The organism is Leptotrichia sp. oral taxon 847 (assembly GCF_001553645.1).
Lineage (GTDB): Bacteria > Fusobacteriota > Fusobacteriia > Fusobacteriales > Leptotrichiaceae > Leptotrichia.
The window spans coordinates 2022607-2048108 of the sequence record NZ_CP014231.1 but is presented as its reverse complement, the minus strand read 5'-3'; the positions used below and the strand labels follow the sequence as shown (position 1 = coordinate 2048108).

The 25502-nt window shown below is 29.9% G+C and carries 25 protein-coding genes; 4 read left to right on the top strand and 21 right to left on the bottom strand.

Annotated elements, in window-relative coordinates; all coding sequences use genetic code 11:
* Positions 1-77 precede the first annotated feature (77 nt).
* The 3 genes from udk to AXF11_RS09660 are packed head-to-tail and all read left to right on the top strand — an operon-like array spanning position 78 to position 2878.
* Positions 78-719 (top strand): uridine kinase, encoded by a 642-nt coding sequence (udk, locus tag AXF11_RS09670; protein ID WP_068157692.1) that lies wholly within the window; start codon positions 78-80, stop codon positions 717-719.
* A gap of 15 nt (positions 720-734) precedes the next feature.
* Entirely contained in the window at positions 735-2072 is a 1338-nt protein-coding gene (locus tag AXF11_RS09665) for an FAD-dependent oxidoreductase (RefSeq protein WP_068157689.1), read from the top strand.
* Positions 2073-2083: 11 nt separating this feature from the next.
* Complete coding sequence (locus AXF11_RS09660; RefSeq protein WP_068157686.1) at positions 2084-2878, top strand: potassium channel family protein; 795 nt, start codon at positions 2084-2086, stop codon at positions 2876-2878.
* Positions 2879-2935: 57 nt separating this feature from the next.
* Here the strand turns inward: AXF11_RS09660 and AXF11_RS09655 are convergent, their stop codons facing one another.
* From AXF11_RS09655 to AXF11_RS09555, 21 genes are all read right to left on the bottom strand, one after another.
* Entirely contained in the window at positions 2936-3778 is an 843-nt protein-coding gene (locus tag AXF11_RS09655) for a lysophospholipid acyltransferase family protein (RefSeq protein ID WP_068157683.1), read from the bottom strand.
* Positions 3779-3889: 111 nt separating this feature from the next.
* Complete coding sequence (rpsO, locus tag AXF11_RS09650; protein ID WP_068157681.1) at positions 3890-4153, bottom strand: 30S ribosomal protein S15; 264 nt, start codon at positions 4151-4153, stop codon at positions 3890-3892.
* A gap of 111 nt (positions 4154-4264) precedes the next feature.
* Positions 4265-4780 (bottom strand): TlpA family protein disulfide reductase, encoded by a 516-nt coding sequence (locus AXF11_RS09645; protein WP_068157678.1) that lies wholly within the window; start codon positions 4778-4780, stop codon positions 4265-4267.
* A 29-nt stretch (positions 4781-4809) separates the two neighbouring features.
* Positions 4810-6189, bottom strand: coding sequence for an SEL1-like repeat protein (locus AXF11_RS09640; protein ID WP_068157674.1), 1380 nt, complete (start codon positions 6187-6189; stop codon positions 4810-4812).
* A gap of 60 nt (positions 6190-6249) precedes the next feature.
* Positions 6250-8163, bottom strand: a complete 1914-nt coding sequence (gene metG / locus AXF11_RS09635; protein ID WP_068157671.1) for a methionine--tRNA ligase — start codon at positions 8161-8163, stop codon at positions 6250-6252.
* A gap of 67 nt (positions 8164-8230) precedes the next feature.
* On the bottom strand, positions 8231-8908 hold the full coding sequence (locus tag AXF11_RS09630) for a lysophospholipid acyltransferase family protein (protein ID WP_068157668.1): 678 nt from the start codon (positions 8906-8908) through the stop codon (positions 8231-8233).
* A 24-nt stretch (positions 8909-8932) separates the two neighbouring features.
* Positions 8933-9499, bottom strand: a complete 567-nt coding sequence (locus tag AXF11_RS09625) for a TetR/AcrR family transcriptional regulator (RefSeq protein WP_068157665.1) — start codon at positions 9497-9499, stop codon at positions 8933-8935.
* 2 nt (positions 9500-9501) lie between these two features.
* Positions 9502-9990 (bottom strand): dihydrofolate reductase, encoded by a 489-nt coding sequence (locus tag AXF11_RS09620; protein WP_068157663.1) that lies wholly within the window; start codon positions 9988-9990, stop codon positions 9502-9504.
* A gap of 18 nt (positions 9991-10008) precedes the next feature.
* Complete coding sequence (gene thyA, locus AXF11_RS09615; protein ID WP_068157661.1) at positions 10009-10878, bottom strand: thymidylate synthase; 870 nt, start codon at positions 10876-10878, stop codon at positions 10009-10011.
* A gap of 151 nt (positions 10879-11029) precedes the next feature.
* Positions 11030-11497, bottom strand: coding sequence for a tRNA (cytidine(34)-2'-O)-methyltransferase (locus AXF11_RS09610; RefSeq protein WP_068157659.1), 468 nt, complete (start codon positions 11495-11497; stop codon positions 11030-11032).
* A 23-nt stretch (positions 11498-11520) separates the two neighbouring features.
* A complete protein-coding gene (gene ruvC, locus AXF11_RS09605) occupies positions 11521-12096 on the bottom strand; it encodes a crossover junction endodeoxyribonuclease RuvC (protein ID WP_068157656.1) in 576 nt (191 codons plus the stop codon).
* 87 nt (positions 12097-12183) lie between these two features.
* The gene (locus tag AXF11_RS09600; protein ID WP_068157653.1) at positions 12184-13773 is read right to left on the bottom strand and encodes a hypothetical protein; all 1590 of its coding nucleotides are present in this window, start codon (positions 13771-13773) and stop codon (positions 12184-12186) included.
* A gap of 18 nt (positions 13774-13791) precedes the next feature.
* The gene (truB, locus tag AXF11_RS09595) at positions 13792-14799 is read right to left on the bottom strand and encodes a tRNA pseudouridine(55) synthase TruB (RefSeq protein WP_068157650.1); all 1008 of its coding nucleotides are present in this window, start codon (positions 14797-14799) and stop codon (positions 13792-13794) included.
* A gap of 28 nt (positions 14800-14827) precedes the next feature.
* Complete coding sequence (cls, locus tag AXF11_RS09590; RefSeq protein ID WP_335338991.1) at positions 14828-16438, bottom strand: cardiolipin synthase; 1611 nt, start codon at positions 16436-16438, stop codon at positions 14828-14830.
* A gap of 86 nt (positions 16439-16524) precedes the next feature.
* Positions 16525-16890 carry a Rid family detoxifying hydrolase gene (locus AXF11_RS09585; protein ID WP_068157644.1) on the bottom strand — a complete coding sequence of 122 codons (366 nt, stop codon included), beginning with the start codon at positions 16888-16890 and terminating at the stop codon, positions 16525-16527.
* Positions 16891-17450: 560 nt separating this feature from the next.
* Complete coding sequence (locus tag AXF11_RS09580) at positions 17451-17819, bottom strand: DUF956 family protein (RefSeq protein ID WP_068157641.1); 369 nt, start codon at positions 17817-17819, stop codon at positions 17451-17453.
* Between the two features lie 133 nt (positions 17820-17952).
* Positions 17953-18888: a PTS system mannose/fructose/sorbose family transporter subunit IID gene (locus AXF11_RS09575; RefSeq protein WP_068157636.1), complete on the bottom strand. Its 936-nt coding sequence runs from the start codon at positions 18886-18888 to the stop codon at positions 17953-17955.
* A 19-nt stretch (positions 18889-18907) separates the two neighbouring features.
* Complete coding sequence (locus AXF11_RS09570; protein WP_018499559.1) at positions 18908-19732, bottom strand: PTS mannose/fructose/sorbose transporter subunit IIC; 825 nt, start codon at positions 19730-19732, stop codon at positions 18908-18910.
* Positions 19733-19747: 15 nt separating this feature from the next.
* Positions 19748-20737 (bottom strand): PTS sugar transporter subunit IIB, encoded by a 990-nt coding sequence (locus tag AXF11_RS09565; RefSeq protein WP_068157633.1) that lies wholly within the window; start codon positions 20735-20737, stop codon positions 19748-19750.
* Between the two features lie 91 nt (positions 20738-20828).
* On the bottom strand, positions 20829-21977 hold the full coding sequence (gene nagA / locus AXF11_RS09560; RefSeq protein ID WP_068157624.1) for an N-acetylglucosamine-6-phosphate deacetylase: 1149 nt from the start codon (positions 21975-21977) through the stop codon (positions 20829-20831).
* Between the two features lie 54 nt (positions 21978-22031).
* A complete protein-coding gene (locus AXF11_RS09555; protein ID WP_231724703.1) occupies positions 22032-24320 on the bottom strand; it encodes a patatin-like phospholipase family protein in 2289 nt (762 codons plus the stop codon).
* 181 nt (positions 24321-24501) lie between these two features.
* On the opposite strand from AXF11_RS09555, the gene trpS reads away from it, so the two are divergent.
* Complete coding sequence (gene trpS / locus AXF11_RS09550; RefSeq protein ID WP_068157621.1) at positions 24502-25479, top strand: tryptophan--tRNA ligase; 978 nt, start codon at positions 24502-24504, stop codon at positions 25477-25479.
* Positions 25480-25502 lie beyond the last annotated feature (23 nt).

Sequence of the window (25502 nt, the reverse complement as noted above, 5' to 3'; positions counted from 1 at the left end):
AATTTAATATTGAAAAAAATTAATACCTATTATATACTTTATACAGGAAAAAATATTAGACGGAGGATGTAATTTTTATGGATTATAAAACGATTATTGTCGGAATTGCAGGAGGAACAGGTTCAGGAAAAACTAGTGTAACTCATGCAATTATTAAAAATTTGGAAAAAAAAGGAATTCACTCAATACTTCTTGAACAAGATTCCTATTACAAAAGAAATGATCATTTGACCTACGAACAAAGGGTTACATTAAATTATGACCATCCGGACGCGATAGATTTTGATTTGCTTGAAACTCACATTCTCGCATTAAAAAACAATAAATCTATCGAAAAACCTATTTATGATTTTCAAGTTCACAACAGAGTAAACAGAACTGAACATATAGAGCCAGCAAATTTGATTATTGTGGAAGGGATTTTAGTTTTAGCAATTGAAAAAATACGTAATTTATTTGATGCAAAAATATTTGTAGATACAGATGATGACGAAAGACTTTTGCGAAGAATAGAAAGAGATCTAAATGAAAGAGCTAGAAGTTTTGAAAGTATAAAAAATCAATATATTAAAACTGTAAAACCTATGCACTTAGAATTTGTAGAACCATCTAAAAGATACGCCGATGTAATAATTCCACGTGGAAAAGACAATAAAGTCGGTATAAATATGGTAGCGAGCCGACTTCGATACTTATTTAACAAATTAAAAAACAAATAGAAAAGAGGTAATTTTATGAAAATAGCTGTAATTGGTGGAGGAGCTGCCGGAATGATGTTTTCCACTCAATATAAAAAAGCAAATCCAAACGATGAAATCTTCTTATTTGAAAAATCAAGCTATGTAGCCTGGGCAGGGTGTCCAACTCCTTACTTTATCGCTGACGAATTAAAACAAAGTGATGTCTTGCACGGTACACCTGAAGATTTTATAAAAAGAGGAATTAATGTAAAAATTCATCACGAAGTTAAAAGCGTTGATTTTGAAAATAAAACACTTGAAATAAAGGGAAATGAAATTAATGGAACTTTTTCTTATGACAAACTTATAATCGCTGTCGGTGGAAAATCATTTGTTCCAAATATTGAAGGATATTTTCCAAATTTAGAAAATGTCTTTACGTTATCTCACGCTGAAAGCGCTTTTAAAATCAAAGAATACCTTACTCAAAATAAAAATAAATTAAAAAATGCAATTGTGATTGGCGCTGGATTTGCTGGAATTGAAATGGCAGAATCTTTCAAAAAAAATGGACTTAATGTTACTGTGGTTGAAAAAGCAAAGGAAATTTTTCCGACAATTTCAGAAGATTTAAAGACAAAAATTTACAAAAAATTTGAAGAAAAAGATATAAATCTAAAATTAAATTCTGGTGTCGTTGCCATAAACTCTGAAAATAATATTGCAAAATCAGTAAAATTGGATACATCTGAAAATATTGACTTTGATATCGCATTATTTAGTATAGGAGTTACTCCAAACATAGATTTTTTACCTAAAACATTAAAAACTGACAGTGGAAAAATCGTCGTAAATGACAAATTTGAAACAAATATAGACGATGTCTACGCAATTGGAGATTGTGTATTTAATAAGTATTACAAAACTGACAGAAATTTATTTGAGCCACTTGGAGATGTTGCAAATAAACACGGAATGATGTTGGCTAAACATTTATCTGGAAAAAATATAAGCTGGAAAGGATTAATCCGCTCATTTGCCACTTCATTTTATGATATAAAATTGGCACAAACTGGGTTGTCGTTAAAAGAAGCAACTGAGCTTGGATACAATGCTGACGTCGTAAAAATGAAAGCGATGTATAAAAACTCTGGATTCGCAGATTCGTTTCCTGCAAGTGCAGAAATTGTTTATGATAAAGATAAAAAAGTTGTCTTGGGTGGTGCAATGGTTGGTTTTGAAGCTGTCGCACAATTTATCGACCAAATTGCAATTGTTATCACTTTTGAAATACCAATTGAAAAATTTATCGAAATTGATTTTGCTTACTCTCCAACAAATGCGAGTGTTTGGAATCCTCTTCTTGTAGTTTATAGAAAAGTTATTAAATAAGGGAGTTTTTTTTGAAGAATAAAATACATAAAATCAAAAGTGATATTAATAAAAATAAAAAATTTAAGATAAATTATCAAATATTTTTTATTTTTCTTGCAATTTACAGTTTTGCCACAACACTCCTTGATTTACACGGCGATATTCATATTTCAAAAAATCCTCTTTTGGAATTTATTGATTTTTCAATTTATTTGATTTTCGCCGTTGATTATATCATAAGATTTATATTTGCTAAGCACAAAGCTGATTTTATTGAAAACAATATTCCCGATTTAATTTCAATAATTCCATATTATTCAATTTTTAGATTGTTTAGAATTTTTAAAATTAGAAAATTTGCAAAAATTTTTAGACATTTAAAATTATCTCGATTTTATCTTTTTGTAAAAAAGACATATAAAAAAGTAAAAAAATTTTTAAAATTAAATGGGTTAATTTATCTATTAATTATGGCGGGACTTGGAATTATAATCTCAGCTCTTGTCATTTCCTATGTGGAAAAAATGAATTATGGCGACAGCCTTTGGTGGGCATTCGTCACAGCAACTACAGTTGGCTATGGGGATATTTCTCCTAAGACTTATATTGGAAGATTTGTTGCCATCTTTCTAATGCTCATTGGAATTGGTACCTTTGGAATGATTACTGGAACAATTGCAACCTATTTTTTGAATAAACAAAACGATATTGCACCAAACGATGATTTGGACAGATATATTTTAAATTCCGAAAATTTTAGCGACTCTGAAAAAAAAGAAATAATTACTTTTATACACTTTATAAAATCAAAGCGGGAAAAATAAAAAGATTTAAAATTTTGAATTGAATAAAAATATTCTTTTCTCATTTTAAATCTTTTTTTACTTTTTTTTTCTCCATCTTTTATGCTGCCACATATATTGCTCTGGATACTCTCTAATTATTTCTTCAAATTCATTGTAAATTTTTTGCATATTAAATTTCATAGTTTCTTTTAACTTGCTCTGCTTTTCTATCTCAATAATCTTTTTATTTTTTACAATTATTTTATTATTTTTATCAAATACCGCATAAGCTAATACCAACGGTACTTTATGCTTAATCGACAAAAGTACAGGTCCAGCAACCGCTGTTGTTTTTCTACCAAAAAACTCAACTTCCACATCTTTCCCGTAGTGATCTGAAGCTAATGCAATTATGGATTTTTCATTTATAGCCTTACTTAAAAGCCGACTTTCGTGCAACGGGATGGAATTTAATCCGCCTTTTTTTCGCCACTCGGACATTAAATCATTAATTTTTTCATTTTTTTGTTTTCTGAAAACGGCATAAAATTTTCTCAAATTTTCCATTTTACTTCCCGCCTCAAATCCGCCTAAATGGAGCGAAACAATTAAAACTGCCTTGTCTTTTGCTATTTCTATCGCTTTTTTCATCAATTCTTCGTTTTCAACTACAGTATTTTCACCTTTTGTAATTTCTTCCAAAAAAATTGAAGTCATTATCATTTTTCCCATAGTTTTGTATGATTCTTTGGCTATTCTTTTGACTTCTTTTTCATTTTTTTGGGGAAAAGCGTTTTTTATATTTTCTAGTGTTAATTCTCGTCTTTTTTTTACTAAAAAATATGCTAATAGTCCTATTTTTTCAAAAAATTTGTATCGCCATTTCAGCGGAAAAATTGACAAAATATTTTTAAATACTGTAAGAAAAAATTTTAACATATTTTTTGCAGGATAAATATATAAAACTATATAGATACCATGCTCTCCTTTCCTTTGTTCTTTTTATTTTTCAAAAAAAAGAGCATATCTAGTACGCTCCTTATATATTCACTATTTTCTGATTCCTAATTTTTCGATTAAATTTCTGTAATCGTCTACATTTCTATTTTTAACATAGTTTAATAATCTTCTTCTTTTTCCGATTAATTTTAATAATCCCACTCTTGAATGAACATCTTTAGGATGTACTTTTAAGTGTCCTGTCAAGTGACTGATTCTATCTGTCAACAAAGCTATTTGAACTTCAGCAGAACCTGTATCTTGAGCGTTTTTTCCAAATTTTTCAATAATTTCTTTTTTCGATGTTAATGCCATTTATAATTTCCTCCTAATTTTATTATCTAAACCAAGAATATAGTGGCAAACTGATATTCATAGTTTAAATTCCTTAATATTATATCATACATTTTTTTTTATGTAAAGAAATTAATTCATAAAAGTTTTTGTAAGTGAATCTTCATCCACTGGCAACTCCAATTCTTCTTCGACTTTATCACCATTAATTTTTAAATTAAATGGGAATCCTTGTACGTCAAATCCTCTTAGGATTTCTCCATTTTCATCATAATATGCGGGTATCGTATATCCGTTTTCTTTCATATATGCTTGAGTTTTTCCCAAACTTGATCTGGCATTTGTAAATACCACAACTACATTTACTTTATCTTTATTCTTTTCATAAAATCTTTGTACTTCAGGGATTTCTTCACGACAATGTGGACACCATTCAGCTGCGACTATAAACAAAGTCTTTTTTCCATTTTTGAAAATTTTCGTACTTTTTACTTTTTTCCCATCTAAATCTTTTAGCTCAAATTCTGGAAGTGCAGCTCCTGCTAAATCTTGCGCTCCATTTAATGGTTTCACAACAAATTCCTTACCTTTCCCACAAGACAATACAAATACTAAAAATAATGATAACATTAAAATAAATTTTTTCATTTTTCTCCTCTTTTCTTAATTTTTATTGATTAATTTTTTAAAAATGCTTCATAAAAGTCTCCAATGTCAAATCCTGTACTTTTAGCAGCTATAAAATAAAATTTAGATTTTTTATTTTTTTTCTTATTAAAATAATAAACTCCCAAATTATAGTATGCTTCAGGATATTGATCCACAGCTGCTTTTAAATTTAATATTCTAACTTTGTTACTGTTTTTTGGATAATATGAACTCAAAGCTACTGTTGCACTGTCTATATCATTTTTAGATAATCTTTCCAATATTTTTTTAGCTTCCTTATTTTTCAAAATTTCCGATTGAGCTGTATTTTTACTTTGCTCTTCATTCTCATAAAGAAAAGCTAGTCTTTCTCCCGCTTCAGATGAACCAAGAGAATAAGCTTTAGTATACATATTTTTAGCTTTTTTCAATTCATTTTGAGTTTCATACATTTTTCCCAAATAATACATTGTATCTATATCATTTTTAGCCACTGCTTTTAAATAATATTTTTCAGCTTCTTTAAAATTACCTAGGTTTTCATATAAAAATCCCATATAACTATTAATTAGGATTTCATCACTTTTCACATCTTCTAAAGGTAGAAGTGCAGTGTCATAGCTTTTGTTTTCATCTGCCAATTTTTTTGCTATTTCATAAGCTGACAAATAATATTTGTTTTTAAATAATGTATCTTGATATATTTTAATCGCTTCATCGGTTTTTCCGTCACCTTCCAATACTTTTGCTTTTGCATAAAGCGCAGGCGGATAATTTTCAACCAAAAAATCCTTTAAAATATCATAAGCTTTTCCAGCATACTGTGTTCTTTCCACAAGCAATGTTCCCAACTCTTTTTTTTCATCAGTTGAGATATTTCCTTCACTCATTTTTTTATTTAAAGTTTCTATCTTTTTGTAATAATTCATCATATTTTTCCCAGCTTCATATGAACGCAAAGACAAAAAATCTCCACTATCTTTACCTTTTTTAAAATACTCTTGAGCTTTTGTAAATTCTAATTTATTTTCATAAATATCTCCCATTACATAATAAGCTTTGTTAAATCCTTGTTTTGCAGCACTCTCTAAAAGTTCTAAAATTTCATTTTCACTACCATTTTGTTTTTTTAATAAAAGTGCTTTAAAATATTCAGCATATCCGTTACTTTTTTTTAAATACTTATCAAAAATTTCTTCACTATTTCCTTCCAAATATATAAGTGCTAGCGCAAAAGCCTCTTTATTTTTCAATTTTATCGCTTTTTCCAGCTGTTTTGTTATATAGTCATCACTTTCTTGCTTTGAGAAAATACCAAGTAGGGAATTTTCCAAATAATCATATCCCCTGTCATTGGAACACGCCACAAATATAAATGGAACAAAAAATAAATATAACCATTTTTTCATATTTTATCAATCCTGTCTTTCAAAATTAAACATTAACCGTAACCCCGTAACCTTTTAGTTTTATTTAATATTCGCTCCAAGTTTTACTTTTTCATCAATAAATACAAGTTTTATCTGTTTTTTCTCTGAAGTTGTCAAAAGCATTCCCTGTGAAATTTCTCCTTTTAATTTTACTGGCTTTAAATTTAACACGGCCATAACTTTTTTTCCAACCAATTCTTCTTCATTCTCATACCATTTTGCAATTCCTGACACAATCTGTCTTTTTTCAGTTCCTGTATCAACAACAAATTTTAGTAGTCTATCCGCATTTTCAATTTTTGAAACTTTTATAATTTGTACAACTTTTATTTCAACTTTGTTAAAATCATCAATTGTAATTGAATTTCCTATTTTTAAATTTGAGCTAAATTCGTCTTCTCCAGCTTCTTCTTCAATTTCTTTCAAATCAATTCTTGGAAAAATAGGTTTAGGTTCCTTTAATTTATTTCCAATCGGATAAATTCCCCATTCTTTAAACTTTTTCAATTTATCCTTGGTTACATCTTCAACTAATCCCAATTGATCTAACATTTTTTGAGCCGTCTGCGGCATAAATGGCGAAACAATTATCGCAACTTTGTAAAGTCCTTCTATTAAGTTGTACATCACTGTTGAAAGCCTATCCCTCTTGTCTTCTTCTTTTGACAATCTCCAAGGCTCACATTCATCAATATATTTGTTAAGTCTTGAAATAAATTTCCAAATATCTTTTAGCGCTTCTGAAAATTGATATTCGTTCATATGTCTATCTAATTCTTTTAACGTCTTGTTCCACAAATCTTTTAATTCATTGTCAATTTCTTTATTATCTTCATTTAGCACAACTTCCAAATTAAAATATTTTTTCTGCATTCCGATCGTTCTATTAAGCAAATTTCCAAGATCATTTGCTAAATCCGAATTTATTCTTTGAACAATTGATTTTTTAGAATAATCCGCATCGTGTCCAAAAGTTGCCTCCCTCATCAAATAGTATCTAAAAGCATCTAGTCCATATTTATCCACTTCCTGTGACGGATTTACGACATTTCCAAGTGATTTTGACATCTTTTCCCCTTCAACCGTCCACCATCCGTGTGCAGCTATTGTCTGAGGCAACGGAATACCTGCAGACATAAGCATGGCAGGCCAAATTATAGCGTGAAATCTCAAAATGTCTTTTCCCACTACATGATTTACTTCCCCATTTATCCAAATATCTTCAAATCTTCCTTTGTCTTCTGAATACTTGGCTCCAGTCAAATAATTAGTCAAAGCGTCAAACCAGACATAAATAACATGTCCTTCTTCCAATTCTAGCGGAATTCCCCAGTCAAATACCGTTCTTGAAATTGATAAATCTTGCAACCCTTGTTTTATAAATGCAATCACTTCATTTTTTTTGCTTTCAGGCTTGATAAAATTAGGATTTTCCTCAATGTATTTCAACAATTTATCCTCATATTTTGATAATCTGAAAAAATATGAAGTTTCTTTTACGTCGATAACTTCTTTTCCCATATATTTCCCATCAACTAATTGATTTTCAGGAACGAAAGTTTCTTCTGAAACGCAGTATTTCCCGCTGTATTCCCCACGGTAGATATCTCCTTTTTCATTTACAATTTTTATTATTTTTTTTACGCTATTTATATGTCTTTGCTGTGTAGTTCTTATAAAATCAGTATTTGAAATATTTAGTTTTTCCCAAAGTGTCGTAAAATTTTGTGACATTTTATCAACCCACTGCTGCGGAGTAAATCCATTTTTTTCAGCAGCCTGCTGGATTTTTTGCCCATGTTCATCAACTCCAGTTAAAAAAGTTACATCATACCCTAACAGCCTTTTATACCTTGCGACAACATCACAAATAATCGTCGTATATGCCGTTCCAACGTGTGGTGCCGCATTTGGATAGTAAATTGGTGTTGTTATATAAAACGATTTTGACATAATTTTCATTCCTCCTTAAAATTATTTGACTATATATTTTCAGTTTAATTTTCATTATATTTATATTTTAAAACTTTTCCTCATTAAATTCAAGTGTTTTTGAATTTTTATTATATTTTTTTTCATAAATTTCAAATGCCTTGTAGCCAGCACTATGTATTTTTTCTTTTACCATTTTTATTGCATCTTCCATTTTCACTTCTTTGGACAAATAGAATTCTTTCCCAACATAGTGAATATTTCTGGAAAATGGTTTTGGAATTTCTAATTTGTCCCACATATTTTTAAAAATCCACTTTTTATTACAATAAGAACTCACTGGAACTATTGGCATTCCCGTTTTTTGCGCTATAAAAACCGCTCCAGCTTTAGGCTCAAAAATTGGTCCACTAGGCCCATCAATTGCAATCCCCAGCGTATAATTTTTTTTTGCATATCTCACAGCTTCTTTTAAACTTTTTATGTTATCTTTGTTTGATGAACCCCGAATTAACTCATTTCCTTCTCTTCTCAAAACTTCTGCAAGTATCTCTCCATCTTTGGAAGCACTGACGATTGATGCTTTCTTTTTTATTATTCTTGTCGCATTACAAACTGTAAAAATTTTTCTGTGCCAAAAGACAATTATATTAGGATTATTCATCATTTCTGAATTTTTTTCATAAAAATATTCTTTTCTTGTCGTAAAACTTAAAACTCTGTAAAAAAAATGTAAAATTATTCCTAAAAATTTGTATTTATTCATAAATTTATCTTCTCCATTTTTCTCTTACTCAAAATTTTCTATTTTAAAATATTTTGCTACTCCCATAATTTTTTCTTCAATAACTTTATCAGTTTCATTTTTTCTCTCTTCTTCACTAAAGCTTGTACAAACTAATGTTGCATATCCAAATATAAAATACCACAACTTTTTAATTGTTTCTTTCCCTTCTTCAAAAGTCAAATTGGGAAAACTAAGTAAAAGACTTTCCTGAGTCAAAAGGTAATCCAACGTTTCGTTATACAATTTTTTAAATCTTTCTGTAATATTTAAAAATATTGTCTTAAACAGCTCTTTTTCTTCTCTTGCAAAGATTACAAATCCAATTGAAGCGTTTAATATTTTTCTTTGCGAATAATTTCCATATAAATATTTATTTAGTTTCTTTTTACATAAATTAATAACTTCTTTTTTCACTTCTTCAACTGTCTCAAAATTAAAGTAAATAGGCGCTGTGGAACAATTTAACTTTTTTGCAATTTTTCTGGCACTTATATTTTCAAACCCCTCTTCTTTCAAAATATCATAAGCCGCATTAACTATAGTTTCCCTCGTAAATTTTAACTTTGGCATTCTTAATTTTTCTCCTGCTTAATTCTGTCATAAATGCAAAATTTCCAACCGTCATATTTCTTCTCAAAAACTTTTTTCCAATTTTTGAAATCTACTTTAGGGAAATAAGCGTCAGCCATTTTATCTTCAAAATCTATGTAGCTTATATACATTTTATCTATAATTCCCATTTCCAGCGACTTTCTATATATCTTTTCCCCACCGATAATAAAAATTTCTTCATCCAAATCTTTAAAATTTTCTATCAATTTTGAAAAATTATTGTAGACTAAAACTGAATTTTCATCATTTTTCATTGTTTTGGAAAGCACTACATTCTCACGATTTGGAAGAGGTTTTCCAATACTCTCAAATGTATTTCTCCCCATTATAATTTTTTTCCCAGAAGTTATTTTCTTAAAATTTTTCAAATCTTCACTAATGTGCCAAAGAAGCCTATTTTCTTTTCCAATCTCATTATTTTTTCCGACTGCGACAATCAAGCTATACATGTCTTTCCACCTCCAAAGTTATACCGCCACTTCAAATTTTATTGCAGGATGACTTTTATAATTTTCAAGCGTAATATCTTCAAATGTCAATTCATTAAACGGTTTATCTGCAATTTTAATTTTAGCTAACTTCATCGGCTCTCTTTTAATCTGCTCGCAAAGTCCATCAATATGATTTTCGTAAATATGAGCATCAATTATCGTATGAGCAAATTCTCCAGGCTCATACCCACATTCTTTTGCAATCATCATTGTAAGCAATGAATAACAAGCTAAATTAAACGGAATTCCTAACGCAATATCTCCACTTCTTTGAGTCAAATGACAATTTAATTTATTTCCCGTAACATTAAACGCAAAAGTATAATGACATGGTGGCAACTTACTAATGGTGGCATTTCCTGGATTCCAAGCGACAACTACCATTCTTCGTCCATTTTTTGTCTGCGGGTTTACTTTCATTTCCTTTAATGTATCAATGATGTATTGGATTTGGTCAAATACAAGCTGTCCATTTTCTTCCCGTGTTGTCCAAGGATTACTTTCATCTGCAAAAACTTCCCCATCCAGCGAAATTTCTGGCACAGGATACCTTCTCCAAAATCTTCCATAAGCCGTTTCAAGTCTACCTTCCTTGTCAGCCCAAGCATCCCAGATTTTTGTTTTTTTCCTCAAATTTCTTATATTTTCATCACCTGACAAATACCAAAACAACTCATGTAGCATTGAATTAAAATACATTTTTTTTGTGGTTAAAAGTGGATATCCATTACCTAAATCAACTTTGTAAAAATAGGCAAATGTAGAAATGGTGTCCACTCCCGTTCGATTCTTTTTTCTCGTTCCATTATCTAATACGTATTTTACCATATCTAAATATTGCTTCATACTCCTTAGCTCTTAAATTTACAAAATTTATAATAAATTTATTTTTTATAAAATTAATTTTACTTTGAATTTAAGAAATTTCTCCTTTCACTGTTTTCTGTCGCTTTTTATTATATCACATATTCGATATAACTCAAAAAATATTTTTTAATTATTCAAATTCAAAATTAATCTGTCTTAACGCTTCGTACAAAACAATTGCAACTGCATTTGACAAATTTAGTGAACGCCCTAGCGGCAACATTGGAATTGTTATATTTTTTTCCTTATGAGTATTCAAAAAATCTTCTGGAATTCCTCTCGACTCAGGTCCAAACATTATATAATCATCTTTTTGGAATTTTACATCGGTATATTTCTTTTTAGTTTTTGTAGTCGCCATATAAATTCTAGCACTGTCATTATTTTCAATATTTTTGCTCCAAAAATCTTCCAAATTTTCCCAGACAAAAAGCTGAACATTTTTCCAATAATCCAGTCCAGCCCTTCTTATTTTTTTATCATCTAATTCAAATCCCAGAGGCTTTATTAGATGTAATTTTGTATTTGTCAAAACACAAGTTCTTCCTATATTACCTGTATTCACGTGAATTTCTGGATTTAATAAAACTATATTCATTTTTTACCACCTTTTTATTTCCATTATTTACTATTTAACAATTTTTTATAATCGGATAACTTTATTTTATCCGTATTCAATTTTTCTAATTTTTTTGTGATATTGTCCCCTCGCTCAAAGCCACCAAATCCATTTTTTGAATTGATGTGAGTAATTGCAATCGCAAGCGCATCTGCCGCATCATCAGGCTTTGGAACTGCATCCAAGTGCAAAATCATTTTTACCATCTGTTGAATTTGTTTTTTGTCCGCCCGACCGTATCCTGCAATTCCCATTTTCACTTGAAGTGGAGTATAGCTAAACAAATTTAATTTATTTTTTTGTCCTGCAAGCGTAATCACACCTCTTGCTTGTCCAACTTTTATAACTGTTTTTTGATTTTTAAAAAAGAATAAATCTTCTATCGCCATATCAGTTGGCTTGTATCGATTTATAATTTCATCTAATGAATTATAAATTTTCTCCAATCTAATTGGCATATCTTCATCTTTTTCAGTAAAAATACATCCGTAATCCAAAACATCAAATTTTTTCTTTGAATAATCAATAATCGAATAACCGACAATAGCTGTTCCTGGATCAATTCCCAAAACTTTCATTTTTTCTCCCAACATTTTTTATTATTATTTAATTTTTTTGTTTTTAAAAATTCTTCATTTTTTTAATCATTTTATGAACTTTATTTTTTAAAAATTACTGTTTTCGCCAAAATTTCCATCTATATAACTTTTTGCATAATCAATATAGCTGCATAAATCTATATCTTCATAATTTTTAAATTCATTTACGCTCGTTTCCACTTTTTTTACTTTGTACAAATTACTATTTATATCTCCAAAGCCAAATTTTTTATAATATTTATTTTTCTCTTGAATTACAACTTTATAATTCCCAGTTTTTGAAAAATATAATCTGTACTTTCTGTTTTTTCTAAGCCTGTCATTATCTTCATAAATTACTTTACCTTTGCTATTGCATGCATAAACACTTTCGTAAACAGAAGCATATAAAAAAAATACATCAGGATTTTTTAAAAATAATTCTTTTATTTCAGTTTCAACGTTTTCCTTGTCAAAAAAGTAATTTTTAAGCACTTTTATCATCCAAATGTGCTGCTTTGGAATAATTAAATCACCATAATCAAATTCATTTGTCCCTATAATTTTTTTATCAATTTCATAAAGTAATGATTTTTTATCTTTTAAAAAATTATTTATGTAATTTATTTCTAAAATATCACTGTATTTATTTTCCATTTTATTTTTTAACTCTTCCAAATTTTTGTCAATTAATAAAAAAACTTCATTTTCAAAAACCTCCAGCACTTTAATATTTTCTTTTCTAAAGTATTTCTTCAATTTTTTTAAAATTATTCTTTCATATTTTTTTATGATTCCTCTTAAATATGAAGATTGTAAAAGTAAATTTTTTGAAATTTTTTTTAAGATATTCAAGTCATTCTTTTTAAATATCTTGTTTTCCACAAGACTTTTATATAAAAAATCATTTTTTATTGACAGTTTGTACACATTGTCATTCAAGAAATAGCTTTCTTCCCCTATCTTAAACACTTTTTTTGGAATCATTCTTGGCTGCTCAATATTTAAGTTATTTTTTAAAATCAGTGATAAAAGTTTGTCATTGTTGTAGTAAAGATATTTTATTTTAGTTTTTAATTTCATACCGTTTTTATAATTTCCTTTTGTTATAATATTTAATAAATTTTCTTTTTCTTCCCAGTTATTTTTATTATCTATGACGTAGTTATACATTTTTTCCGTAGCTAATACATCTTTTAAACAATAATCCACCACTTTTTCAACTATTTCATCATAATTTTCTTTTTTTATATTTTTATTAAAATTTGCAAAGTCCTGCTCTTCAATATTGTCTCCCAAATTAAACTCAAAACCTTTTACTCCCAATTTTAAGTCATACTCATCAGCAACGTCGTAAGAATAAAATTCACATTTTCCATTTTTATATTTTTCTTTATATAAATTTTGAATTTCATTAATATTTTTATTTAATATGTATCTCTTAGCCACTCTATTTTTATATCTCAAAAGTTCATTTATAATTAAATCATCAAATCCATGTCCTGCATACGAAATCATCACATTCTTTGAAACAATGTCATACAATCTTTTCTTTTGCTGATTAAAGTTGTCCGAGTCAATGACAAAAACGTCTTTGCCATTCAACTGCTTTGTTACGACACAAAAATAATTTGGAAATACTTCAATATCAAATACATATTTTCTAGCCTTTTTCATAAAACAAAAATTCTCCTTTTATAAAAAATATTTATCTCTTTTCAAATAAATTCTGTCCTCTGTAACTTTTACAACTTTCACAATCCCACGAAAAACTCTATTTTGAGTTCTTCTATCTCTCACATAAATTTTATATTTTTGATCTACCAAAACTACTATTCTTTTTCCAAATTTTTTACTTATATTTTCAAATTTTTTGTGTGAAGTCAGTACCGTCATTCCATTTTTTAATTTTTCATATTTTTCATTTGAAACGTTAATTCCCAAATATTCCAAGACATATTCTATTTCCGCGAAATATCCAAATGGTTCGAAATTCTCAAATTTTTCTTTCCTATTTTTTTCAAACTCCTCCAATTGTTTTTCCACTTCACTTATTGCTATAGCATCTTCTATCACAAATTCGCCAATTCTTGTTCTAATTAATCTTGTCATTGTAGCAAAAACACCTAATTTTTCACCTATATCCCGCACAAGTGATCTTATGTAAGTCCCACTAGAAACTTCTACAAGAAATGATATTTTTACTTTTTCATTCCGTTCAATTTTTATTTCTCTTATATTTTTTATCTCCACTTTTCTCGGTTTTCTATCAACTTCAATCCCTTTTCTTGCTAAATCATACAGTTTTTTACCATCAATTTTTATTGCTGAATACATCGGCGGAATTTGCTCAATTTTTCCTAAAAAGCCATTTATAACTGTTTCTATTTTTTCATCACTAATTTCAATTTTACCTGAAAATTTTCTTGTAACCACGCCTTCTAAATCATAAGAATCAGTTTCGTAGCCTAACTCCATTTCCACATAATATTCCTTGTCTCTTTTCGTCAATTCATCTGAAAATTTTGTAGCGTTATTTATCAACACCATTATAAGTCCTTCTGCCATCGGGTCAAGTGTTCCTGTGTGACCAACTTTTTTAGCACCGATAATTTTCTTTAAATAGTTTATCGCTCCAAACGAACTGATTCCTTTAGCTTTATTTAATAAAATTATACCATCTTTTTCAAAATTATTTTTCATTTTTCTCCTTTTAATAAATTAACGATATTTACATAATTGGCGAAATCAATTTAAAAATAGAATTTCTTAGCCTTTTTAAAAAATTAACTTTTTTTAATCTCGCTTCGTCAAATTTTTCACACAATTCTAAATCACATAAAAACTGTTTTTTCAAATCCTGACTAATTTCTTCGCTAAAAAATACCGAATTTACTTCATAATTTATTTCGAAACTTCTCATATCAAAATTACAAGTTCCCATTGTCGACATTTTTTCATCTATGATTATATTTTTACAGTGCAAAAATCCAGCTTTATAACGATAAATTTTCACTCCAACATCAATTAACTCCTCAAAATAAGTTTCTGCTATCCAATACGGAATTTTTTTATCAGGAACTCCTGTTACCATTATCTTTATTTTTACTCCTGAGAGCGCCATCATTTTTAACTGTGAAATCAAGCTGCTGTCTGGCACAAAATAAGGACTTTGTATAATTATTTCTTTTTTTGCAATTGAAATCATTTTTGAATACAAATATTTTAATGTCGTCCACTCAGTGTCAGGACCGCTCGAAGAAACTTGCATTACATATTTTAGCTTTTGTTTATCTATCGGTTTTTGCTCTTTTATTTCTTCAACCGCTTCTGATTTTATAATTTTTGAAAAATCATCTTTTCCGCCGCTGTTTAACCAATCTGTCACAAAAATAGCCAGATATTGTGCCGTTATCTCTCCAGTAAATCTCGCATTCGTGTCTCTCCAATTAGCAAATCTTTTACCTCCGTCAACATATTCTTGACCAACATTCATTCCGCCAGTGTGCAAAATTTCATTGTCAACAATTGTTATCTTTCTATGATTTCTATAATTTAATTTCGTCATTGAAAATTTTACATCCAAAAAAAATCTTATTTCAATTCCAGCCATTTTTAGTTCTTTTTTATATTTTCTTGACAAATTAAATGCTCCCACGCCATCAAAAAGTAACTTTATTTTTACACCTTCTTTTGATTTTTTCACAAGTAAATTTTTTATTTTCTCTCCTAGTTCATCCGAACGCCAGATAAAATACTCCATATATATACTTTTTTTCGCACCTTTTATATCTCTTAAAATTGAATCAAACGCATCTTTTCCATTATAAAACAATTTATAACTAGTGTTATTCGTCAAAAATGTACCTTCAGATTTGTAGAGCATCTTTACAATTTCCTGTTCTCTTTCATTCATATTGATATTTTCTAGCATTATACCAATTTGTTTTTTTATCTTTCTTGACTTTTCCTGCGGCGTCATTTTCTCAAAAATTTCTTCTTTTACATCTGTAACTTTATTGTAGTAAAAAAAATCTTTCGACCTAAAAATCTCTGACGTATCCCGCTGCATAAAATTAAATAATCTGGAAAATATCTTTTTTTCTTCACCTTTCATCTTCTTTGAAACAATTCTATTTTTTCTCCAATTTATTCCAAAAAGAAAATATAAAATTATTCCTCCAATTGGAAAAATATAAATTGTAAATATCCACGAAAGCATAGCATTTGGTGATCTGTCCGATAATAAAATTACTATTATCAAAATTACCACAAGTAAATAGTGTATTCTCTCAAAAAAAACCGTGTAATTTAAAATTGAACTAAATATGTCGACCATCATTTCTCCTTCAATAAAAAATTTCTTTAAATTTTAATTAAAAAAAGTAAACCTAATTTGTTTTAGGTTTACTTGCATAAAAGTGAAATTTATTTGCCACAATAAGCAATTGCTTCTATTTCTACTAAAACATTTTTTGGTAATTTATCCACAGCGAATGCTGAACGAGCTGGAAATGGCTCTACAAAATAATTTGCATAAATTTCATTAACCGCTCCAAAATCTTCAATATTATCTAATAAAACTGTTGTCTTAATGACATTTTGAGTAGTAAGTCCATTATTTTCCAAAATAGCTTTTATATTTTCTAGAACTTGTTTTGCCTGTTCTTCCACTGTGTTTGCTTCTATTTTTTGATTTTCAGGATTAATGGCAATTTGCCCTGAAATATATAAAAAATCTCCCGCTTTTCTAAATGCTGAGTAAGGTCCTACTGCTTCAGGTATTTTTTTCATAATAATCCTCCTAGATTCTATTTTATAATTCATTTTATCACATTTTTTTATATCTAGTCAACAAAATTTCAACCATAGATGGTTTAAAAATTTTAGGGGCAGATTTTTAATTTTAAATTTTTTAAGTTATTCTTGATTACAAAATGTTATTTTGTTTAATATTATTTTTTTATTTTTTACATAAGGGGAAAGGACCGCCATTTCCCCTTATAATCCCCACGCTCGTCTAAGAATTTTTTTGAAGTAAAGCCGAAACTCACTTCGTTCAGACAATCGTCTTTACTCCAAAAAAATCACGACACCTTTTGTATAATAGTAAAATTTAAACCATCGGAGCATTTTTATGTGCTGACAAAACTATCTGAGCGTAAGCGAGTTTTTTGTCAGTGCATAAAAATATCGAAGACTAGCCGGGGTGCAGGGGTGCGGCGATGAGCACTTCTGCTTAAAAAAGAAAAAATTATTTTAGTAACTTTCTGGATTGAATAAGAAACTTAAAATAGAAGTTTTTATTTCCCCTAAATATTTTACTCTGTCTCAACCATAAAATAAATTAAAAATTAACTTTTCTTTTTAAATAATTTTTTTAGAGAAAATATAGGTTTATTTCTAACTATTTTTTCATTTCCCAAAAAATCTCGCATTGTTTTTAACGTTTTCCCGGCATTTTTTACAACAAAGTTATATGTTCCAGTACTTTTTGTATCAATAAAAAACCCACGAATATACTTGTCACGAAAAAACATCTGTGCCCTTACTCTCACAATTTCACTCCACGGAATCTGAATATAATCTTCAGGATTTCTAGAATTGTAAAATTCAAAGGCTTTATCACCTACAAGTACATCGCCATTTTTATTTCCAATCATTCCAGATAAAGAGTTTGCCTTTGTTGTAAACAGTACTTTTGTATTCATTGAAATAGCCAATTTTATTCCTCATTTCTTTAGTTTTTATTTTTATTTTAAATTATTAAAAAAGTTGGATTTTTAGCTCCAACTTTTTTTCACTAGTACACAAACCTTTAATTATATAAGATCAAATTTTTAACAATCTTTATTTTTAGAATATTCCAACTGCGTGTCCTACAATTCCAACTAAGAATAATCCAAAGATAATTAAGATTGGACTGACTTTTTTCTTAAGTAGCCACATACATAAGAAAGTCAATAATAATGCGGCTAGTCCTGGTACTAATTTATCTAAGTTATCTTGTAAAGTTGTTATCTGTGTATTTGAAAGTGATAATTTATTTCCGAAATCTTCAAGAATTTTTTGTAATTGAGAACCAGTTACTGAACCATTTGGAAATTTTATATAAGCTCCGTCAGATAGTGGAACTCGTGATATAACTCTTGGGAATTTGATTGTAATCCAACGTTCAACCAAAATACCCATAATAAACATACCTAAAATAGATGCTCCTTTAGTTATAGTTTGCAACAATCCACCTGATAAATCCTTTGTAATTTCTGAACCCTTTTGGTAACCAAATTCTTGAGTGTACCATAAGAAAGCAATACGAATTACATTCCATATAATGAAAAAGAATAATGGTGCGATAATTGAACCGCTTGTTGCAAGAGAAGCTGCAATTGCCCCTAATATTGGACGTATTGTGAACCAGAATACCGGATCTCCTATTCCCGCAAGTGGTCCCATCATTCCAACTTTTACCCCTTGAATAGCCGCATCATCTATTGCCGCTCCGTTGGCTTTTTCTTCTTCCAAAGCAAGAGTTACTCCTAAAATTGGTGCAGCAATATACGGGTGAGTGTTAAAAAATTCCAAGTGTCTTTTTAAAGCCGCTGCTGCGTCATCTTTATTTGGATATAATTTTTTCAATGCTGGGATTAATGAATAAGCCCAACCTCCATTTTGCATACGTTCATAATTCCAAGAACCTTGTAAAAATTGAGAACGAAGCATTACACTACGACGATCAGCTTTTGATAGTTTTATTTTATCATTTGATGATTTTATTTTGTCTTCTGCCATTTCTTATTCCTCCTTTAGATTAATAGTCATTTAAGATGTCACCTAGTGGATCTCCTGAAGCTGATGAACCTCCATCTCCTCCACCACTATTGCCACCGCCACCATTACTTGTAACATTTAAGTAAATGATAGCTGCACAGACACCTATAATTCCTGTAGCAATTAGTGTAAGTTCATTTAACGGTGCAATTGCAAATCCTAAGAAGAAGAATGGCCATACTTCTTTTGTAGCCATTAAGTTAATTACCATTGCATAACCTACTGCTACTACAAATCCTCCACCTATTGTCATTCCATCAGTAAACCATTTTGGCAATGAATTAAGAGCATGTTGAATAACGTGAGAAGGTATAAATAACAACAATAAAGCAGGAATAGCAATACGCAAACCTTGACAAGCAAGTGCAACCATGTGCCACAATTCTACACCTTTGAAATTACCTTTTTCAGCTTCTCTATCAGCTTGGTGAACAATAACTACTGATAAAGTACGAACAACCATAGTTAAAACCAATCCAGCTGTTGCAAGTGCAATCGCTGTACCAATCGCCACATTTTGACCTGCAGCATCAAATTTTCCTGCCTTAACAAAAATAATTGCTGAAGCTACAGAAGCAAGTGCGGCATCTGGAGCAACTGCTGCCCCTACGTTTGCCCAACCTAGAGCCATCAACTGTAATGCTCCACCTAACATAATACATTCTTTCATGTGTCCTGTCGCAAGACCAACTAATGAACACGCAATAATTGGCTGATGGAATTGGAATTGGTCAAGAATACCTTCCATTCCTGCTAAAAATGCGACAATTAATATTAAAATAACTGCTAAAATATTAAAATCCATAACATCCTCCTAAAATTAAAGTTTTAATCCTTCGTTTGCTTTTTCTGAAATTAATTTGAATAAATCTGCACGTTTATCAGCGGCAACTTTTCTAACATCAAATTTTACACCTAAATCTCTAAGTTTTTTGTAGGTATCAACATCATTTTGATCCATTGAAAGTACATTATTAACCATAACTTTTCCAACAGAATGAGCCATTGATCCTACATTTAATTCTTTAATGTCAACACCTCTTTCAATTACATAAAGTGCATCTTGAGGATTTTCAAACAATAATAACGCTTTTGTATTTCCAAATCTTGGATCTTTTGAAACTTCTACTAATTTATCAAGTGGAATAACGTGTGCACGTACACCTGGAGGTGCCGCCTGTTCAATTAATTTCTTACGTAATTCATCTTTTGAAACTGTGTCTGAAACAACAATTATTCTATTTGGATTTGTTGCCTTTGTCCAACTTGTCGCAACTTGTCCGTGTAGTAAACGTGTATCAATACGTGCTAGTACAAATTTAATTTTTCCATCTCCAATAACTGTTCCTTCTGGAATTGCACCTTTTGGCATATCATCTTGAGCCGCAGCTTTTGGAGCTTCTTCTTTTGGCTGCAAATCTTCAGGACGTACCTTAACTTGATCTTTTCCTTCTGGAACAATTGCTTTAGCTACTTCATGAGCTGTATTTACATCTTCTCTTTCTGATAAAGCAGCTAAAAGCATTGGCAAGTTAAGTCCTGCAACAATTGCTCTCTTTTCAGGATTCTCTTCAAAAAAACGATTAGATTGATTAAATGGACTTCCTCCCCATAAATCAACTAAAAATAGAACTTCTTCTGTTCCTAGTTTTGTAATGGCATCTTGAATTTTTTTATATAAGTCATCTGGTCCTTCACTTGGCATAAACACAACTGATTCCAATAACTCAGCTTCTCCCAGAATCATTGAAGCCGACTGTTTTATACCAGCAGCAAATTCACCGTGACTTGCAACGATAATTCCTACCATTTTTTTACCTCCTTCTTCAATTCATAAAAATCTTTTGACATTTTAATTATACCCTCAATTTAAAAAAAAGCAACAATAAAACAAAAATTTTTTAATATTTTTGAAGATTTCCTTTGGAAATTGTACCTTTCACATTAAAATTTCCATCAAAATAAGTCAAATCAGCAATATATCCTTCTTTTATATAGCCATATCTGTCATTTACCGAAATAAATTTGGCTGGATAAGAAGTTGCCATTTTTAGTGCTTCTTCCAAAGGCTGATTTACATACTTGACCAAGTTTTTCACACCTTCACTCATGACAAGAGTTGAGCCGCCCAAAGTTCCACTAGATGAAACCCATTTGCCATCGACGCACAAAACTTTGTTACCTTCAAACATAAATTCTTTCATATCAGTTGTTCCCGCTGGACTAACTGCATCAGTTACTAGATATAATCGCTCTTTCATAATTTTTTTAGCAATTTCAACAGCACAAAACTTAGAATGAAGCCCATCCACAATAATACCAGCGCTAAGTCTGCTATCATTAAATAAAAATCCCACGACTCCTGGATTTCGTGATTCCAGTGGACTCATTGCATTGTATAGATGAGTTGCTCCGTCATAATACTCTTTTTTTTCTTCACATTCATCATAAGTTGCGTTAGAATGTCCCATATTTATTTTAATTCCAGCTTTTCTTAAAATTTCCAAATGCTTTATTTTAGCTTTTTCAGGCGCAATTGTAATAATTCTTGTTATTTTTCTTCCAGCGTCTGCGATTTTTTGAACAATTTCATCTGATAGCACTCTTATATATTCAGGTCTATGAATTCCTTTTTTTTCTACGTTTATATAAGGCCCTTCAATATGAAGCCCCAGAACTCCGATTTCCTCCAAATTTTTTATATTTTTCAAAACCTTTAGCGCACCTAAAATTTTTTCATCAGGAGATGTGATTAACGTTGGCAAAAATGAAGTACAACCAGATTTTTTATTAGTTTCATTCATTATTTTTAAACCTTTTTCAGAAATATCATCGTTAAATAGCACTCCGCCACATCCATTTATCTGCAAATCAATAAACCCTGGCGACAACGTCATTCCATTTATATCAACTATTTCATTACTCTCCAATTCTTCTCCTGTCAATTCATCAAAATTTAAAACCTTTTTTATAATTTTATTTTCCACAAGAACTGTATCTTTTTCAATAAATTTTTCTCCATCAAAAATCTTCGCGTTTCTTATAATCATAAAACTTCTCCTTATTTTTTTATTTCTAAAATTAGTCAAAACTTAACTTTCGGACTACTGCGGCTTATATCCAAAATTTAATATATACCGCAGACTTTCTCCTGGAACCTTTGCAAGTCCAAAGTATCCTGGTCCAAGCGGAGTTTTCACTCCAAATCCAAATTTATAGCTCTCTTTTCTTTGACTTCCAAAATCAAATCCTTCATCTGAAATATAAGCTCTTGAATACATCGTATCCACATATATATGTTTAGAAATATTGTATTGAAGCTTTACACTTCCAACAAATATGCTCTCTCCTCTGACTTTATCCGTAGGAAGTCCAAAAAATTCAAGTGAATTATCTTCTGTTTTTATTCCACCTAATTTAGGCTCATATGTTTCAGGTATGTCATCCCCTTTTACTGTTAAATATGACACTTTTGGTGTAATTGTTATTTTTTCACCAATTGGAATATTTATCTCTCCTGTTTGATATAGAGCGTTAAAATCCGCATCTTTTGAATTCGCAAAAGTGTACTTTGAAGTTAGATAAATTCCTTTTGTTGGCGATTCTATCGAATCTCTTGTATCATAAGTCAAACTTGTTTCAAAATATGGAAATTTCTTTTTTCCATTTTTACTGTTGTCTTCATTTTTTCTGACATCTGAAATCTGGTAACCGCCACCGCCAGATAATAACAGATTTTTTGAAATTTGAAATCCTACTCCTATTCCAACATTAAATTTTTTATTTTCAAAGTTATAATAGCCATTTCCAGCATTTTGATTGTGAATCACATCTCTTTTGTAGTCCATATTTCCAAAAATCAAGGCTTTATCATTTTTTCCAAGCTCTAAAATCACACTGTTATTAAAGCCATACTCATCAGCTACTATTCCATTTAACGCATATCTGGCATTCATATTACCAATAACTTTATTTCCTTGAAATCCAAGAGTAATCGTCGCTTTGTCCTCATTGTTCACATTTCCTGTTAAAGTTATATAATCGCTTGGTTTTTCTTGAACATTGATTACAAGCTTATCATTTTTCACTTCATAATATACAGTTGTGAAATTTCCATTTTGATAAATTTCATTTACAATATCTTCCATTTCAAGACGATTCATATTCCCAAGTTTTTTAGGTAAAAATTTTTTAAAATAACTGTCTTTGTACTTTTTATTTCCTTCTATGTCTATAGAGGTGATTTTGTATTCATCCGTCCACGTCTTTCTAAACGCTTTTCTTTTTTCTTCGAGTTCATCATAAAGTTTAGGATTTGACAATTCTCTTATTTTATCTATATTATCTCTTGCAATCTTTTCTCCCGCTGCAATAATTTCCTTGACTTTTGAAAAATCATACGATTCAAATTTTTCTAAATCCGGTTTCATATACAAATCGAGCATTCTAATTTGACGCTCAACTTCCTGTCTACCCGCAATTGTAGATGAATCTGTTATTACGTCAATTAAGTTCATCTTATTTTCATCTCTTTTTACAAATCCGTCTCCAACATTAACTCCAATCGTATAATCAGCTCCCAAAACTTTCAAATCCTGCACCGGTAAATTTCTGACCACTCCACCATCAATATAGAGCCTATCACCACTTCTAACTGGCGCAAATATTGAAGGGAGTGATAAACTTGCACGAATAGCTGTTGCAATTGAACCTTTTGTGATCATAACCCCTTCTCCCGAATTCAAGTCCGTCGCGACAGCTGCAAATTTTTTTGGAAATTTTGAAAAATCGTTAATTCCTATTGCACCATAAAAAAGCTCGTTTAACTGCTGACTTGCAGTTTTCCCACCAACCACACCAACAGGCAATTTAGGCATGGCTTTTTTCCCAAGTGGTAAAACAATCGAATTTTGATCTTCAATCATATTCCGGGTCAAACCTTTGTCACGTCGCTCAATCTTATCACTAAATAATCCCATCCAGTCCATACTTTCAGCAATTTCTTCAATTTCTTCCGGAGTGTACCCAACGCTGTACATCCCTGCAATAATACTTCCCATGCTTGTCCCTGTCACAAATTCCACAGGCACTTTTTCCTCGTCCAAAACCTTCAAAATCCCGATATGCGCTAACCCTTTCGCAGTCCCACCGCTAAGTGCAAGTCCTATTTTTTTATCTTTTTGTGGTATTTCACTTCTATTTATTTTATTTTTTTCCAAAAAATCTTTTTTCTTAACTTTTTCAAAATCATCTTTTTTAATGTCCCCATTTTCAGAAATTTTCTCAAGATTTTCTTTCGGATTTTCTAAAAAAACCCCATTTTCATCAGAAAAAGTCAAAGTTGAAAGAAAAATAAACATCATCAAAAAATAAATCACATTTTTCCTTTTCAAAACTAAAATCTCTCCTTTCTTTATAATATTAAAATTTAAAATTTTTTATTCTTAAAAATAGTATAACATTTTTTAATATTTTTTCAAAATATAAAAGAAATGAGACGGGGTAAAAATTTTACAAAAAAATTTTTTAGTGTTATAATACTTTATAAAATAAAAAATTACTATGGAGGTTTTTATGAAAAGAAGTTTATCTGGAATTCAGCCCAGTGGAGTGTTGCATATTGGAAATTATTTTGGTGCGATTAAACAATTTGTGGAATTGCAAGATGAATACGAAGGATTTTATTTTTTAGCTAATTATCATGCCTTGACATCCTCTCCTAAAGGAGAAGATTTAAAAAACAATACAATAAATGTCATCTTAGATTATTTGGCTTTGGGGTTAAATCCTGAAAAGTCAACGCTTTTTTTGCAATCAGATGTTCCCGAACATACAGAACTTTCTTGGATTTTATCAAATGTAACACCGATGGGACTTTTAGAAAGAGCTCATTCTTATAAAGATAAAACTGCCAAAGGAATAAAACCAAATGTGGGATTATTTACTTATCCTGTACTTATGGCAAGTGACATTCTAATTTACTCACCAGACATAGTTCCCGTTGGAAAAGATCAGAAGCAGCATGTTGAAATAACAAGAGACATAGCGATAAAATTTAACGAAACTTACGGAAAAGAAGTTTTTAAATTGCCAAAAGAAAAAATAGTTGAAAATGTGGCAACAGTTCCAGGAACAGACGGAGATAAAATGAGCAAATCATACGGAAATGTAATAAATATGTTTGGCTCAAAAAAACAGCTAAAAAAACAAATAATGAACATAGTAACAGATTCTACACCATTAGAAGAGCCTAAAAATCCAGATAACAACATAACAAAACTATATTCACTATTTGCTACCGAAGAAGAAGTAAATGCATTAAAAGAAAAATTTTTAGCTGGAAATTTTGGTTACGGACATGCAAAAACTGAATTATTTGACAAATTTATGGATTATTTTGCGCCATTTCAGAAAAAAAGAGAAGAACTTTTGCAAAATATGGATTATGTAAACGAAATATTGAAAAAAGGTGCGTTAAAAGCGAGAGAAATTGCAACTAAAAAAGTTGATGAAGTTAGAGATGTAGTTGGGATTATGAAAAAAAGTTATTAAAAATTCTTGGAAATATATGTTAT

Bases quoted from the DNA above. Each gene is read 5' to 3' on its own strand.
- udk (WP_068157692.1), top strand. From the start codon at position 78: ATGGATTATAAAACGATTATTGTCGGAATTGCAGGAGGAACAGGTTCA.
- AXF11_RS09665 (WP_068157689.1), top strand. From the start codon at position 735: ATGAAAATAGCTGTAATTGGTGGAGGAGCTGCCGGAATGATGTTTTCC.
- AXF11_RS09655 (WP_068157683.1), bottom strand. From the start codon at position 3,778: ATGTTAAAATTTTTTCTTACAGTATTTAAAAATATTTTGTCAATTTTT.
- rpsO (WP_068157681.1), bottom strand. From the start codon at position 4,153: ATGGCATTAACATCGAAAAAAGAAATTATTGAAAAATTTGGAAAAAAC.
- AXF11_RS09645 (WP_068157678.1), bottom strand. From the start codon at position 4,780: ATGAAAAAATTTATTTTAATGTTATCATTATTTTTAGTATTTGTATTG.
- AXF11_RS09640 (WP_068157674.1), bottom strand. From the start codon at position 6,189: ATGAAAAAATGGTTATATTTATTTTTTGTTCCATTTATATTTGTGGCG.
- metG (WP_068157671.1), bottom strand. From the start codon at position 8,163: ATGTCAAAATCGTTTTATATAACAACACCAATTTACTATCCAAATGCG.
- AXF11_RS09630 (WP_068157668.1), bottom strand. From the start codon at position 8,908: ATGAATAAATACAAATTTTTAGGAATAATTTTACATTTTTTTTACAGA.
- AXF11_RS09625 (WP_068157665.1), bottom strand. From the start codon at position 9,499: ATGCCAAAGTTAAAATTTACGAGGGAAACTATAGTTAATGCGGCTTAT.
- AXF11_RS09620 (WP_068157663.1), bottom strand. From the start codon at position 9,990: ATGTATAGCTTGATTGTCGCAGTCGGAAAAAATAATGAGATTGGAAAA.
- thyA (WP_068157661.1), bottom strand. From the start codon at position 10,878: ATGAAGCAATATTTAGATATGGTAAAATACGTATTAGATAATGGAACG.
- AXF11_RS09610 (WP_068157659.1), bottom strand. From the start codon at position 11,497: ATGAATATAGTTTTATTAAATCCAGAAATTCACGTGAATACAGGTAAT.
- ruvC (WP_068157656.1), bottom strand. From the start codon at position 12,096: ATGAAAGTTTTGGGAATTGATCCAGGAACAGCTATTGTCGGTTATTCG.
- AXF11_RS09600 (WP_068157653.1), bottom strand. From the start codon at position 13,773: ATGAAAAAGGCTAGAAAATATGTATTTGATATTGAAGTATTTCCAAAT.
- truB (WP_068157650.1), bottom strand. From the start codon at position 14,799: ATGAAAAATAATTTTGAAAAAGATGGTATAATTTTATTAAATAAAGCT.
- cls (WP_335338991.1), bottom strand. From the start codon at position 16,438: ATGATGGTCGACATATTTAGTTCAATTTTAAATTACACGGTTTTTTTT.
- AXF11_RS09585 (WP_068157644.1), bottom strand. From the start codon at position 16,890: ATGAAAAAAATACCTGAAGCAGTAGGACCTTACTCAGCATTTAGAAAA.
- AXF11_RS09575 (WP_068157636.1), bottom strand. From the start codon at position 18,888: ATGGCAGAAGACAAAATAAAATCATCAAATGATAAAATAAAACTATCA.
- AXF11_RS09570 (WP_018499559.1), bottom strand. From the start codon at position 19,732: ATGGATTTTAATATTTTAGCAGTTATTTTAATATTAATTGTCGCATTT.
- AXF11_RS09565 (WP_068157633.1), bottom strand. From the start codon at position 20,737: ATGGTAGGAATTATCGTTGCAAGTCACGGTGAATTTGCTGCTGGTATA.
- nagA (WP_068157624.1), bottom strand. From the start codon at position 21,977: ATGATTATAAGAAACGCGAAGATTTTTGATGGAGAAAAATTTATTGAA.
- trpS (WP_068157621.1), top strand. From the start codon at position 24,502: ATGAAAAGAAGTTTATCTGGAATTCAGCCCAGTGGAGTGTTGCATATT.